Annotated in this window: 14 protein-coding genes and 1 rRNA gene; 14 read left to right on the plus strand and 1 reads right to left on the minus strand. The window is 48.9% G+C overall.

Annotation, left to right across the window (positions count from 1 at the left end):
* The 14 genes from rrf to AC50YO_RS25350 all read left to right on the plus strand — a co-directional run.
* Positions 1–81 (plus strand): 5S ribosomal RNA (gene rrf, locus AC50YO_RS25285); the annotation flags it as partial.
* Between the two features lie 349 nt (positions 82–430).
* Positions 431–1195 carry an ABC transporter ATP-binding protein gene (locus AC50YO_RS25290; protein ID WP_494851333.1) on the plus strand — a complete coding sequence of 255 codons (765 nt, stop codon included), beginning with the start codon at positions 431–433 and terminating at the stop codon, positions 1193–1195.
* The gene (locus AC50YO_RS25295; protein WP_494851335.1) at positions 1185–1889 is read left to right on the plus strand and encodes an ABC transporter ATP-binding protein; all 705 of its coding nucleotides are present in this window, start codon (positions 1185–1187) and stop codon (positions 1887–1889) included. The genes AC50YO_RS25290 and AC50YO_RS25295 overlap by 11 nt, the downstream gene beginning before the upstream one ends.
* Positions 1890–1940: 51 nt before the next feature.
* Positions 1941–3191: an ABC transporter substrate-binding protein gene (locus AC50YO_RS25300; RefSeq protein ID WP_494851336.1), complete on the plus strand. Its 1251-nt coding sequence runs from the start codon at positions 1941–1943 to the stop codon at positions 3189–3191.
* 75 nt (positions 3192–3266) lie between these two features.
* Positions 3267–4133: a branched-chain amino acid ABC transporter permease gene (locus AC50YO_RS25305; RefSeq protein WP_494851338.1), complete on the plus strand. Its 867-nt coding sequence runs from the start codon at positions 3267–3269 to the stop codon at positions 4131–4133.
* A gap of 4 nt (positions 4134–4137) precedes the next feature.
* Entirely contained in the window at positions 4138–5097 is a 960-nt protein-coding gene (locus AC50YO_RS25310) for a branched-chain amino acid ABC transporter permease (RefSeq protein WP_494851340.1), read from the plus strand.
* A gap of 144 nt (positions 5098–5241) precedes the next feature.
* The gene (locus tag AC50YO_RS25315; RefSeq protein WP_494851342.1) at positions 5242–6654 is read left to right on the plus strand and encodes an FAD-binding oxidoreductase; all 1413 of its coding nucleotides are present in this window, start codon (positions 5242–5244) and stop codon (positions 6652–6654) included.
* A gap of 24 nt (positions 6655–6678) precedes the next feature.
* Positions 6679–7710 carry a zinc-dependent alcohol dehydrogenase gene (locus AC50YO_RS25320; protein ID WP_494851344.1) on the plus strand — a complete coding sequence of 344 codons (1032 nt, stop codon included), beginning with the start codon at positions 6679–6681 and terminating at the stop codon, positions 7708–7710.
* Positions 7707–9128: an aldehyde dehydrogenase family protein gene (locus AC50YO_RS25325; RefSeq protein WP_494851346.1), complete on the plus strand. Its 1422-nt coding sequence runs from the start codon at positions 7707–7709 to the stop codon at positions 9126–9128. The genes AC50YO_RS25320 and AC50YO_RS25325 overlap by 4 nt, the downstream gene beginning before the upstream one ends.
* Positions 9106–9384 (plus strand): tautomerase family protein, encoded by a 279-nt coding sequence (locus AC50YO_RS25330; protein ID WP_494851348.1) that lies wholly within the window; start codon positions 9106–9108, stop codon positions 9382–9384. Before AC50YO_RS25325 ends, AC50YO_RS25330 begins: the two co-directional genes overlap by 23 nt.
* 35 nt (positions 9385–9419) lie before the next feature.
* On the plus strand, positions 9420–10847 hold the full coding sequence (locus AC50YO_RS25335) for an NAD-dependent malic enzyme (protein ID WP_494851355.1): 1428 nt from the start codon (positions 9420–9422) through the stop codon (positions 10845–10847).
* 36 nt (positions 10848–10883) lie between these two features.
* On the plus strand, positions 10884–12398 hold the full coding sequence (gene xylB, locus AC50YO_RS25340) for a xylulokinase (RefSeq protein WP_494851358.1): 1515 nt from the start codon (positions 10884–10886) through the stop codon (positions 12396–12398).
* 36 nt (positions 12399–12434) lie between these two features.
* Positions 12435–13595, plus strand: a complete 1161-nt coding sequence (locus tag AC50YO_RS25345; RefSeq protein ID WP_494851362.1) for an iron-containing alcohol dehydrogenase — start codon at positions 12435–12437, stop codon at positions 13593–13595.
* A gap of 53 nt (positions 13596–13648) precedes the next feature.
* Positions 13649–14371 carry a GntR family transcriptional regulator gene (locus tag AC50YO_RS25350; protein ID WP_494851368.1) on the plus strand — a complete coding sequence of 241 codons (723 nt, stop codon included), beginning with the start codon at positions 13649–13651 and terminating at the stop codon, positions 14369–14371.
* Between the two features lie 9 nt (positions 14372–14380).
* On the opposite strand, the gene AC50YO_RS25355 is transcribed toward AC50YO_RS25350, so the two are convergent.
* The coding region (locus AC50YO_RS25355) for a hypothetical protein (protein WP_494851370.1) at positions 14381–14572 on the minus strand (192 nt) is incomplete at its 5' end.

The following is a 14572-nucleotide window of genomic DNA, read 5'->3' on the forward strand; positions in this document are numbered from 1 at the left end:
ATACCGAACACGACCGTTAAGCCCTCCAGCGCCAATGGTACTTGGACCGCAGGGTCCTGGGAGAGTAGGACGTCGCCAAGCACGAGAAGGCCTGTCGCATTATGCGGCAGGTTTTTTTGTGCTTATTTTGCTTTTGTGGATAAAGATTATTGGCCCATAAAGGTTATCAACATTTTACAAAGATATAGTAAACGCTCTGGATATTTGATTAATTAACAGCCATTCCCGCTATATTAATACGGACGTAATTGTTAAGCTGAGTTTATATCTTATTAATCTGGGGATAAATTCAATAAATTACCTTATGAAAACGCTTTATTATTCTCTTCAGATCACTTGACATGAGGAACATAGCGTATTACTATTCATATATAGACGTATATACGACTATTCATCGTAACCTACAACAAGAAGAATGAAGGAGGAAAAAATGCTTACCGTAAAAAACGTAACGAAAAAATTTGGCGGCTTGATTGCGGTAAACGATGTATCCTTTCAATTGAACAAAGGGGAGATATTAGGGCTAATTGGTCCCAACGGTTCCGGCAAGACAACGATGTTCAATCTCGTAACCGGGTTTCTAACTTTGACAAGCGGCAGTATCACGTTCAACGGAGAGGATATTTCTAATCAAAGGCCAGACAAAATTGTACACAAAGGAATATCGCGTACGTTTCAGATTACGAGCATTTTGCGGGATCTATCAGTAGAGGAGAATATCCGTGCAGGCATGTTCGGAACGATCGAGACTAGCCTGTTCGATAACCTGCTGCGTACCCGCTCCTTCAAGCGTAAAGAAGAAGCCGCGATGAGTAGAATTGATGAGGTGCTTGCTCTGATCGGCATGGAGCAGCAGAGGAAGAAGCTAGCCAAAAATATTACTTCCGTGGAACAAAGGAAGCTTATGATCGGAATTGCTCTAGCTAAGGGCCCTGAGCTGCTGATGCTGGATGAGCCGGCAGCAGGGACGACGAAGGAGGAGCAGAAAGAACTTATAAGCATGATTCGCACAATAAATGAAAGCGGTGTCACGGTGCTGATAATCGAGCATCACATGCATGTCATCATGAATGCCTGCAACCGAATTGTTGCTTTCAACTTCGGCAAAAAAATCGCAGAGGGCAATCCTGAGGAAATTCAGAATCATAAGGATGTCATTGAAGCGTATTTGGGGAGTGGTGATCATGCCTCTTAAGGTGAAGAATCTCAAAATTGCATATAAAGGCATCGAGGCTGTGCATGGGGTCGACTTTCAAGCAGAGGACGGCAAAATAACGGTAATTATCGGTTCTAATGGTGTTGGAAAGACGTCAATTCTTAAAGGAATCATGGGCCTCGTTAAACCAACTGCCGGAGAGATTGATTATAATGGTATCGACCTTCTGAAGATTCCATCAAGTAAGCGGACCAAAATCGGATTATCATTATGCCCGGAAGGAAGACAGCTGTTCCCCAACATGACGGTGCAAGAGAATCTGGAGCTTGGTGCGTATGCGAGGAATGATAAGCAGGTTAAGGCAGATCTAATGCAGATCTACGAGAAGTTCCCGCGATTATCTGAACGAAGAGCTCAGAAGGCAGGGACACTGAGCGGTGGCGAGCAGGAGCTGGTTGCCATTGCAAGGGCGTTGATGGCCAGCCCTAAGCTGTTAATACTGGATGAGCCATCTTGGGGATTAGCCCCGATTATGATTGATGAGGTCGTGTCGATCATCCAAGAGATTAATCAACAGGGAACGACGATTCTCCTCATTGAGCAGAACGCGAACATTGCCCTTCGTATTGCTGATTATGCTTATGTAATGGACGTCAGCGGCGTAGTCGCCGAGGGGACTGGACAAGAGCTGCTGCATGACGAGAAGGTTCGCGAAGTGTATATGGGAGCCTAGAGAGCACCTGAATGGAAGCAAAAACAATATAACAAAAGCGAGGCGAACCTTGTGAAAAGCAAAAAAGTTCCTTATTCCATCGTATTTATTGTTATTGCATTATTCTTATCCGCATGCTCAAGCGGCGGAGGCTCAAACGGAGGCGTGAAGGGGAATGAAATCCTGGTGGGAGAAGTTGATCCATTAACAGGACCAGCAGCCGTATACGGCGCAGCGCAAAGCAAAGCGCTCAAAATGGCTGTCGATGAGATTAACGCAGCCGGGGGAGTTACCGTAGACGGCAAGCCTTATACATTCAAATTAATCTCCTATGATGATAAAGGCGATGCGAATGAAGCGATCTCGGCATCCCGCAAGCTAATCGACCGTGATGGCGTGAAATATCTTCTCGGCTGGGCTGTAAGCGGTTCGACGACAGGAGCATCCAAAGTACTTGGCAAAGAGGATGTCCTGATGCTGATTGGGAATGCAGGCGAGACTGGCATCGTGACTCAAGGCTACAAGAATGTATTCCGCACTAGACCCCCAGGCGGCTATACAGGCGGGCCTGCTGGTGACTTCGTAGCTGAGCAAGGCGTGAAGAAGCTTGCTGTTCTAGGCCAGCTGAAAGATTCCATCTACAAAGAATATACAGAAAATTTCAAAGAGAAATTTATCGAAGGCGGCGGTACGGTAGTGGGTGAAGAGTCCTTCAGCCTGAGCGATCGCGATATGTATACACAATTGACTAAGATTATCGGTCAGAAGCCAGATGCTATCTTTGTTCCAGGCTCCGTGGAGCCGTCGGCATTCGTCTTCAAGCAGCTTCGCGAGTTGAATTTCCAAGGTGAGATTTATAGCTTCACTGGCGGTACGCCAGAGCAATTCGCTACTGTGCTCGATATCAAGCAAATGGAAGGGATCTATGATCTTCGTCCGCTTGAGACGACTTATGAAGCGATGAGTGAGGTAGGCAAGCAATATGTGGATAACTTTAAAAAGAAATATAAAGAGTCACCTGTACCAAGTGCTGTAAACGCTTACGATCAAATGTATGTATTGAAAACAGCAATAGAAACGGCGAACAGCTTTGAAGTATCGAAGCTGATTGAAGTAATTAAGGAAATGGCTCCGCCAAAAGAAGCGGCACTGAGCTATATTACCGTTAACGACAAAATGTTCGATGAGAACGGCCAAGCCTTCACAACAAACGTAGCGATGCAGTGGAAGGATGGAGAGTGGCATCTTATCAAAGAATTGCCAGCTGCTGCGGATCAATATTCAGCATTTCTGTCTGAGCTGCGCAAGGCAGGCGGCAAATAAGATTCCCTAAGAGAGAGGGGGGCGTCTTGGCAGATGCCCCACCCCTTCCCTTTTATAGAAAGGAGCTAGATAGACTTGGCTGAGTATGCGCAACTATTGCTCAACGGCGTCGTTATTGGCAGCTTTTATGTTTTGATTGCTCTGGGGCTGTCCATCATCTTCGGCATCCTGGATATCTCGCATTTTGCTCATGGATCGGTTGCTATGTTTTCCGGCTATGTAGGATATCTGTTAGTAACGAAGCTTCACACTGGTTTTATCGTATCCTTGCTGCTAAGTATGGTGTTTGCTGCCATCATGGGTGTTGTACTGGAGAAAATCGCCTACAGTCCGGTGAAAAATGCCCCGCCGATTAATGGCTTCATCATTGCGCTCGCATTGATGATGGTCATCGACAATGTGGCTGTTCTGCTTTTTGGCGCGAATCAAGTCGTCATCCCAACGGGCGGCATAGATCAAGTTGTACGTTTCGGTGATGTGGCAATCAGCAGCTTGCGGTTATATTTGCTTGGAACAAGCATTGTATTGATTCTATCTCTCTATCTGTTCATGAAGTATGCCAAGACTGGCAAAGCCATCCGTGCCGTGGCACAAAACAGAGAGGCAGCAAGAATCGTCGGGATCAACACGAATCGAATCTCAAGTATCGTCTTCGCATTAGGCTCGGCAATGGCTGGAGCAGCAGGTGTATTCATTGGGGCAATCTTTGCATTGTATCCGGCCATGGGCGGGAACACAGTAATGAAAGGGTTCGCCGTTCTTATTCTTGGAGGCTTAGGAAGCTTCCCGGGAGCAATCGTTGGAGGTCTGCTTATCGGGATAACGGAGAACTTTGGCACAGCTTTCATTTCTTCTTCCTACAAGGACCTGTTCGCATTTGTGATTTTGGTTGCGGTCCTGGTGTTCAAGCCAAAAGGACTGTTCGGGAACAGGGGGTTATAGTCTCATGTCTAAGCTGAATCGAATATTGATCGCGGCCGTCGTTATCTTTTCCTTGTTCATTCCTTTTCTTGGTCTTCAGCAATATTATTTTCACCTGATTTCCTATTCTTTGATCTGGGTGATTATGACGCAAGGCCTTAATATTATTCAAGGCTATACAGGATACGTATCCATTGCGCAGGCGGCATTTTTCGGAATCGGGGCTTATGCCAGCTCGCTCTTATCTGTAAATCTGGGCATATCGGTATGGTTGACGATTCCGCTTGCTGTTCTTATTTCGGGCATTGCGGGTTTGATCATGGGGTATCCAGCTCTGCGGACGCAAGGGCATTATTTCGCCATCGTGACGATGTCCTTCTGTATGATTATTTGGGTGCTGATGGTATCTTGGGACTCTTTCACCAAGGGGGAAGCTGGCATTACGAATGTTGAATCGCCCAGCCCGCTCTTCGGGATTGATTTCACGGACAAGCATAATTATTACTATTTGATTTTGTTAGGCGTATTTCTCTCGATTCTGATCAGCTATCGCCTGATCTATTCCCGGACGGGAAGAGCACTTATTACGATTCGGGAAAATGAGCCGCTTGCGCAAGCAGTAGGCATTCCGATTCTGCGCTACAAAATGCTGGCATTCACAGTAAGTGCAATGATGGGCGGCTTCGCTGGCGCTTTGTACGCACACTATACGCATTTCATCAATCCGACGCCCTTCACGGTCGATTATTCCCTGAATGCTATTCTTGCCGTTATTCTTGGAGGCAGCGGCACAATCGTAGGTCCAATCATAGGCTCGTTTATTATGAATTTTTTGCCGGAATACTTGCGGATGGCAGAAGAGTATCGTCTTATCATTTATGGGGTTCTATTGATTGTGATTATGGTGTATATGCCCAAAGGCATTATTAATTTAATTCAGCTGGGTATTGGCTTTGTTCGCATGAAGCTGAAAAAAAGTGAATAGCAGGTGAGTTGCTCGTACCGTCGAGTTTAAATAATCATTGGGTTGACGGGGATGACAATTATGCTATAATCCATATAGATGTATATACAACTATACAAAATTGAGAGGATGAGGAACGTGGAATTGGTAGGATATACACTCGCAATGTTTCGCTCTGAACTCGAGAATGCAGTAGGAAGAGCTAATGTTATTGATCTGGAAGAGAAGCGCAAAGAGCTTTCCATTGACCAATCATGGATTACGCATATGTGGAATGAAAGAAAACAGCCAATGGCGATCCCTTATTTCATTGTACGCCCCTCTACTACAGAGGAAGTATCCAAGGTGATGAAAATATGCAACACGTACAAGGTGCCTGTTGTTCCTCGGGGCGGCGGCTCTGGTACGGCTGGTGGAGCTGCTACCCTGTATGGCGGCATTGTGCTGGATGTAACCAGAATGGATCAAATTATCGAGATTGACCGCGAATCCTTGATTCTGACTGCACAGCCTGGCATTAACGGCCGCGTACTGGAGGATCTGCTCAATGAACAGGGCTTGATGCTCGCTCATTATCCTTCTTCGGTTGATATTAGTACACTTGGCGGCTATTTGGCGGCACGGGGCTCCGGGGTTATGTCTACGAAGTACGGCAAGGCCGAGGATATGGTGCTGAACGTCGAAGTCGTCCTGCCAGACGGCCGAGTGATCGAGACACTTCCAACGCCTAACCATGCTTGTGGACCGGGTATGCTGCAGCTGTTCGTAGGCTCCGAAGGTACTCTGGGAGTTATTACGAAGCTCAGCATGCGCCTTGACCCACTCCCAGAGGTGCGGCTGCATCGAATGATTCAATTCCCTACTGTAAAAGCAGGCCTTGACGCTGGCAAAGCGATTATGACCAGCCGTCTCAACCCGGCGGTTATCCGCTTGTACGATCCAGGCTCGACTCAGAAATCTCTGAATACGACTGGACTAGATCTGGACGGTATCTATATGGTTATTATGTTCGACGGCTTCAAGGAGCTGGCGGAAGCACAGCAGAAGAAAGTGCTGGAGATCTGTCTGGCTAATGGAGGAACGGATCTAGGCGAGGAACTGGGCAAGCATTGGTGGGATACGCGTTATGTAGCCTACAAAGCGCCTGTACATCCTGCCTTCCCGCAGATGTATGGCACGCCGGAGACGGTTACAACCTACGCGAATATCGAAAAGCTATATTATGCTAAAAAGAAATTCGTTGAAGAAAACTATAAAGAATGGGGAGCAAAATATACAGCCCACTTCTCACACTGGTATGCTTGGGGTACGATGATCTATGATCGCTTCTATATTGATACTCCGCCAGAGAATGCCGAAGAAGCATTCCGCCTTCATAATGAGATATGGGCAGAGTGCACACGAATCAATCTGGAAAACGGAGCAGTTCTGAACGAGCATCACGGTATCGGCTTCAAGCTCGGCTGGTTCATGCGTGAGCAGTATGGAGAAGCGTTCGAAGTACTGCTTGATATTAAGAAATCTATCGATCCGAAGGGAATTATGAATCCCGGCAAGCTTGGATTCGGAGTCTGGTAAGGAAGCGTTAAGGAGGGAAGCCTTGTGAGAGGATTGGTATACGAAGGCGACAAAACATTGGCAGTTCGAGAGCTGCCAATGCCTATTATTAACAGTGGAGAAGTATTGATCCGGGTGGCTTATACAGGAATCTGTGGATCCGACCTGCTGATTTGGAATGGCGGATACCCTCGTGTAAAGCCCCCAGTGACGATTGGCCATGAGTTCTCCGGTGTTATTGAGGCCGTAGAAGGCGATGTGTGTGCTCTAAAGCCTGGTGATCGAGTTGTAGTTGAGCCCCTTATGACCTGTGGACAATGTGCAGCATGCACGAGTGGGGAATATAACCTTTGCCGCAAGCTGGGATTGATCGGCATTGATACAGACGGAGGAATGGCGCAGTACGTTAAGGCTTCTGCTGATAAGGTGATCCGTATTCCCGATTCGGTTACGCTTGCAGATGCTGCATTCGTTGAGCCGCTGGCAGTAGGCGTGCATATGGTCGAGCAGTCGGGCTTGCAGCAAGGGCAAACCGCACTTGTAGTTGGAGGCGGCCCGATCGGGCTGATTGCGGCCAGCATCGCCAAGCTTCGCGGAGCAAAGGTGTATATCTCAGAGATTAATCCGTTCCGAATTGCCAAAGCAACAGAGCTGGGATTCGAGGTCATCAACCCGCAGGAGACGAATGTAGTCGAATTTATCCGTTCGGTAACAGAGGATGATGGTGCTCATGTTGCTTTTGAAGTAACTGGCACTTCCTTCGGACTTACCGATTGCATTGAGGCAGCTGGCACGAAGGGGACTGTCCTTATTGCAGGAATGGCTAAGAAGCATGCGACAGTCGACACGTACAAAATATTAGCAAAAGAATTAAACGTTATTGGATCAAGGGTATACAAAATAGATGATTTCCATAATGCACTTCATTTGATTGAATCAGGTCAATTTGCTCCAAGTAAATTCGTCAGCCTTATCGTAACACTCGATCAGGTTGTAGACGATGGATTCGTTGCAACGGAGAACGGAGCGCCAGTCGTCAAAATTATTGTTGACCTCCAAAAGGAGAATTCACTATGAGAAAAGATCTATTAATTGGTGGGCAATGGAGAGAGGCGAAGCGGTATGAACCGCTTCGCTCTCCTTATTCCGGGGAGATCATTGCCGAAATTCCTGTCGCGGATGAAGAAGAGACAGATGCAGCTATAACAGCTGCTTATGAAGCCAGAGCTCTCATGTCGCGCATGCCAGCGCATGAGCGTGCGGCAATTCTCGAGAGGCTCGCTATCGCTCTAGAGCAGCGCAAGGATGAGGCAGCGCGGCTGCTAGCGCTTGAAGCAGCGAAGCCCATGTCCTTCGCAATGGGAGAGGTTGCTCGCACGATTCAGACCTATAAGTTCGCAGCGGAAGAAGCGAAGCGAATCCATGGCGAAACGATCCCGCTCGATGCCGCTCCCGGAGGAGAAGGCCGAATTGCGTATACGACAAGAGAATCGCTTGGTGTAATCGGAGCGATTACGCCATTTAATTTTCCGCTCAATCTAGTTGCACATAAGGTTGGACCGGCTATTGCCGCGGGCAATACGATAGTGCTTAAGCCAGCGTCGCAGACTCCGCTGTCTGCCTATTTCATTGCAGAGCTGCTACTGGAAGCAGGCCTGCCAGCAGGTGCGATTAATATTGTGACGGGCCAAGGCAGCGTAGTAGGCAATCGGATTGTGGAAGACAGTCGGGTAGCGATGATCACGTTCACGGGCAGCCCTGAGGTTGGCATTGGTATCCGTGCTAAAGCAGGAATCAAGCGCGTTACGCTGGAGCTGGGCTCGAATGCAGCGTTGATTGTTGACCGTGACGTGAAGATTGAGCCGATTATTGCACGCTGCGTTATGGGGGCTTTTTCGAATCAGGGACAGGTGTGCATATCGTTGCAGCGGATCTATGTGCATGAAGAGGTCTATGAGACGTTTGTAGAGCAATTCACAGCAGCAACAAGGCAGCTTAAGCTCGGTGATCCGCTTGATCCGCAAACCGATCTGTCAGCGATGATATCGGGCAAGGAATCGGGTCGTGCGCTCAGCTGGATTGAGGAAGCAGTGGCTGGCGGTGCAGTCGTTGTTACTGGAGGAAGGATTAAGGATGGCATGCTGGAGCCGACCGTTATTACGGAAGCAGCATCGGAGCTTAAAGTGTCCTGCCAAGAGGTATTCGCACCGATTGTCGTTATTAGTAAAGTGAAATCGGTCGAGGAAGCCTTTGACCTCGTGAATGATTCCAGATACGGGCTTCAGGCAGGCATCTATACACAAAGTATTCATACTGCGCTTCAGGCGGCAGAGGTATTGCATGTCGGCGGCGTCATTATTAACGATATCCCCACCTTCCGAGTGGACCATATGCCTTATGGTGGTGTGAAGGACAGCGGCACGGGACGGGAAGGCATTAAATATGCCGTAGAGGAAATGACAGAAATGAAGCTTGTCGTTATCAATCGTTTGTAATCATAGAAGCGCGAATAGGGAGGATGAACAGCAGATGCCATTTATTCATGTGGAAATTTTGGAGGGCGTATCTACAGAAAAGAAACAAGAGCTGGTTAAGGAAATGACGGACTCCTTCATGAGAATTGCCGGAGTGCCGCAGGATAAAATTTTTATTTTCTTCGAGGATTTGAAGAAGGACAATTATGCCCGTAATGGCAGCTTAGTCAGCTTGATCCCTCCGGTCCAGGCTCCAGCAGCTACAGATAAGAACTAGCAAATACCCGACATGATGGAATGGAGAGGTGCAGGATGTCTTCCTATACTAGCGTTATCATCCGTATTGAAATGGATAACAGGAGAGCGGCGTTTGCGGACGTCTCGGCGGCTATTTCACGCTCCGGCGGCGATATGCTTGCGATTGATCTGATCCGCTCTCATCAGACGATGACGGTAAGAGACGTTACGGTGAATATGATCGATTCCAGATGCGATGAAGTGCTGGATTCTATCAAATTACTGCCGGGCATTACGATCGTGAACGTATCGGACTGTACATTCCTTGCCCATTTGGGAGGGAAAATCGAGATTCAATCCAAACGGCCAATTCGCAATCGGGAGGATTTGTCTCGGGTCTATACGCCTGGAGTAGCGAAGATAAGTAAGACTATCCATGAGAATAGGCATAAGGCGTATTCGCTGACGATGAAGCGTAATTCCGTCGCAGTAGTCAGCGATGGCACAGCCGTTCTTGGTCTGGGAGATATCGGTCCGTGGGCAGCTCTGCCCGTCATGGAAGGAAAAGCAATGCTGTTCAAGCAGCTGGCTAATATTGATGCTTATCCGCTATGCCTGGATACGAAGGACACGGAGGAGATCATCCGTATTGTGAAGGCGGTATCGCCGGGCTTTGGCGGCATTAATCTGGAGGATATCGCCTCTCCGAGGTGCTTCGAGATCGAGCGGCGCTTGACCGAGGAACTGGATATTCCTATTTTTCATGATGATCAGCATGGAACAGCGGTCGTCGCAATGGCGGGGCTGCTCAATGCTCTCAAGGTAGTAGGGAAGCCGCTTAGCGAGGTTAGAGTAGTTGTAACCGGTATCGGTGCGGCAGGCGTATCCATCTGTAAAATGCTGCTGGCAGCAGGAGCTGGAGATGTGATTGCGGTAGATAGGGAAGGTGCTCTGCTGGCGAGCCGCGAGTATGATAATCCGATGTGGACATGGCTGTCTGAGCGTACTAATCGAGAGCAGCGCTCGGGAAGCCTATCCGATGTTATTGCAGGTGCAGATGTTTTTATCGGTGTATCAGGACCTGGTGTGCTGAAGATAGATGACCTGCGCAAGATGGCGGAAGCGCCAGTCGTATTTGCAATGGCGAATCCTGAGCCGGAGATTGATCCTGAGCTCGCCGAGCCTTATGTAAGAGTGATGGCTACTGGAAGAAGCGATTATCCGAACCAGATTAACAATGTATTATGTTTTCCCGGCATTTTCCGTGGTGCGCTTGATTGCCGCGCTCGGTTGATTAATGAAGAGATGAAACTCGCTGCGGCTCAGGCGATTGCTGGTGTTGTACCAGAGGAAGAGCTGAACGAGCATTATATTATTCCAAGCATATTTAACGAAGTTGTTGTGGAGCGGGTCAGGAAGGCTGTTATAGAAGCAGCGATCCGAACGAATGTGCATGGCCGCATTCCCCGTGATTTTCAAGATGGCATGAGGACCGCCAATTAGAGCAGGATGGAATAGACGGAAAAGAGGTTGTCATCTATGTTGAAGGAATATGTTCTCGGAGTGGATCACGGCTCTGGAGGCTGTAAAATAACTTGTCTCGATTCGGATGGTCAGGTAGCCTCGGAAGCTTATGTTTCCTATCCGTCTTTATACCCCAAGCCGCGATGGGTCGAGCAAAACCCTGAGCAATGGATTGATGCGGCAGTAGAAGGAATCACCAAAGCGCTTGCCGCCTTCACGCCTGATCAACGCAGCGCTGTAAAAGCTATTTCATTCTCCGCTCCTCATCATGTTGCTGTATTGCTGGATGAGTCCGGGAATGTACTCCGCGATGTCATCATGTGGAATGATCAGCGAAGCGGCGAGGAATCGAAGGAGCTGGCCTCTCTAATGGGCGAGCGAATCTATGATCTGACAAATAATGCACCGAATCCGACATGGACGCTCAGTCATCTGCTCTGGCTGCGCCGTCACGAGCCAGAGGTATTGTCCCGTGTACGTCGGATCGTGTTCATGAAGGATTATGTCAGATATCGCTTTTCCGGTGAGTTGGCTACGGATTATATCGAGGCGGAGGGAACGCTGTTCTACGATATTCACGAGCAGTGTTGGTCTCAGCCATTGCTTGATGTTATTTCATTGGATCAGTCGGTATTGCCAAGAGTAGGCTCTCCGCTTGATCAGGCAGGTGTACTGCTCTCTGAGATGGCTCAGCGGATAGGCCTTCCAGCTGGTATTCCCATTGTTATGGGAACCGCGGATACGGCTGCCGAAGTATATGGCTGTGGAACGGTGGAGGATGGCGATGGGGTTGTGAAGCTGGCTACGGCAGGCAACTTCGCCCTCGTATCCAAGAGCCTGCCGCGCAATAATAAGCTGACCGCTTATCATCATGTGATTGATGGCCTGTATTATCAGAACAGTGCGACCAACTTTGCTGCGGCGTCCTTCCGCTGGTTCAAGGAAACCTTTTATAAAGAGGTCGAAGAGGCGCTAGGCTCGGAAGAGATCTACGCCTATATTGTGAATGAAGTAGATAAACTGCCTGCGGGAGCGGAAGGACTAATATTCCAGCCTTATCTGAATGGAGAACGTTCGCCTCATTGGGATCCTTATTTACGAGGCAGTTTTTTTGGCGCAACGACTCGCCATGGCAGAAGCCATTTTGCCCGTGCCGTATTGGAGGGGGTTGCTTATTCGCTCCGAGATTGTGCGGAACAGCTATCCAATCGTCCAACTAGAGCAGTCAAGCTGATCGGCGGCGGAAGCAAGGGGAGAGCGTGGATTCAGATTATGGCGAGTGTGCTGAATCTGGAGATGGAGATTCCACAGGTAAGCGACTCTTCCTTCGGTGCATCTCTGATTGCGGCTACCTCAATCGGCTGGTATGCCGATTTGCGTGAAGCAGTAGGCCATGCCCAGCGCGTCGTAGACCGTATCGCTCCAGTGGAGGCTGATGTTAAGGTATACAATGAAATGTTCGCTATCTATAAAGAACTGCACAGTAGAACGAATGACCTGTCACATCGCCTCACTCGCATGCAGGATTAATGAATCAGGCTGTGACGGCTGAAGGAGGATTATAACATGAATGCCCATCAACTTATCTTTCCCCCGAAAAGCTATGTGGGCCGGGGAGCAATCAACATGCTGAAGCCAGAGGTTATTAGCCATGCTCCTTCCCGCATTCTGATGATTACCGATCCTGTTCTGGTTCGACTAGGCGTTACGGAAAGACTGGTGCAGCCTCTTGTACAAGCTGGGATCGGGGTGGAATTATTCGAGGATGTGACGCCAGAGCCAGAGCTTGAGCTTGGCGAACGGCTCGTTGCTATTGCAAGGGCCGGCGGCTATGATCTGATTGTCGGCCTGGGCGGAGGCAGTGCGCTTGATCTGGCTAAGCTTGCTGCTGTGCTGGCCGTTCATGAAGGGCCGGTTGCAGACTACTTGAATTTGTCTGGCAAGCGTGTCATAACGAAGAAGGGCCTGCCCAAAGTACTCATTCCGACAACCTCGGGCACCGGCTCTGAGGTGACGAATATTTCTGTGTTGTCTCTTGGATCAACGAAGGATGTTGTGACGCATAATTATCTGTTGGCCGATGCTGCTATCGTGGATCCGGAATTGACACTGACAGTTCCTCCCCGTGTAACAGCAGCGACAGGAATGGATGCGCTCACCCATGCGATTGAATCTTATCTGTCCGTATCCGCAAGCCCTGTATCGGATGGACTTGCGCTGCATGCCGTTAAGCTCGCAGGGCGTTCACTGGTGAGGGCAGTCATTGACGGCTCTTGTATTGAAGCGAGAGAGGATATGAGCCAAGCAAGCTACATGGCGGGCCTTGCTTTCTTCAATGCAGGTGTTGCAGGTGTTCATGCGCTGGCTTATCCTCTGGGGGGACAGTTTCATCTTCCTCATGGAGAAGCGAATGCGGTGCTGCTGCCCTATGTCATGGAGCATATTAGAAGGGGCTGTACGGCGCGGATGCGGGATTTGTATGAGGCGCTGGGCGGAGACATCTCGGATAAGAACGAAGAAGAAGCATCCCTCTGCTTCGTAGAGAAGCTGCGAGAGATGACCGCTGAGACAGGTCTGCCTGCCTCGTTAGCCGAATACGGTATACCGGAATCGGCAGTGGTCAGTCTGGCAGAGGATGCTGCGACACAATCCCGCCTTCTTGCGCGAAGTCCCGTTAAGCTTGCTTATCAAGATATTGAGGCGATTTATAGGCATGCATGGAATTGAAGTTCACAAAGTAGTATAATTATCCAAAATCAAGCTAGTAAGGTGTCGATTCTATGGTCAATAAATCTAACCCTGTTCCGATCTATCTGCAGATTGCCCAATCGATTCGCGATATGGTCGTAGCGGGCGCATATCCTGTTAATGCTCAAATTCCAACTGAGGATGAGATTGTACGGCAGCATGGTGTCTCGCGTATGACAGCTAGACACGCCGTTACTCAGCTTGTGAATGAGGGACTAGTCTATCGTGTTCATGGCAAGGGTGCATTCGTATCCGGTACGAAGCTGGAACGTAATTTGAATAAGCTGAGCGGTTTTTTTGAGGATATGCAGGAGCTGGGGCTTAATCCTTCTTCGAAGATATTGAAGATGGAGAAGCGGAAGCCGACGCAGAAGGAGCAGCATGCTCTTAAGATTCGTCCGAATCAGCTGGTTCATCAGCTTACTCGTATCCGCTATTTAAATCATGCGCCTGTCGGCATTCAGACCGCGGTTATCGCGGCATCGCTGCTTCCGGATCTGGAAGAGCTCGATTTGGTGAGCACCTCGTTGTATGCGCATCTTGCACGGATGGGCCATACGCCATCCTACGCAGATCAACGAATGGAAGCCGTGCTCGCACCTGAGATTGCGGCGGAGATCGGCGTATCCGAGACGATGCCCTTCTTTTTCTTTGAACGCATATCCTCTGACGAGAATCAGTTGCCTGTGGAAATTTTGCAATCGTATTTCCGCGGAGATATGTACACGTTCAGTGTTTCGTTATATAGGGATTGAACAATTCGCTTAGGGGCTGTCCCAAAAATCATGAAAATGATTTTTGGGACAGCCCCTTTTCTTCACAGGTATTTTTAAAGGTAGAAGGACCAAACCCAGCAAACCCAGCAAACCCAGCAAACCCAGCAAACCCAGCAAACCCAGCAAACCCAGCAAACCCAGCAAACCCAGCAAACCCAGCAAACCCAGCAAACCCAGCAA

This window comes from Paenibacillus sp. J22P59, assembly GCF_059383895.1.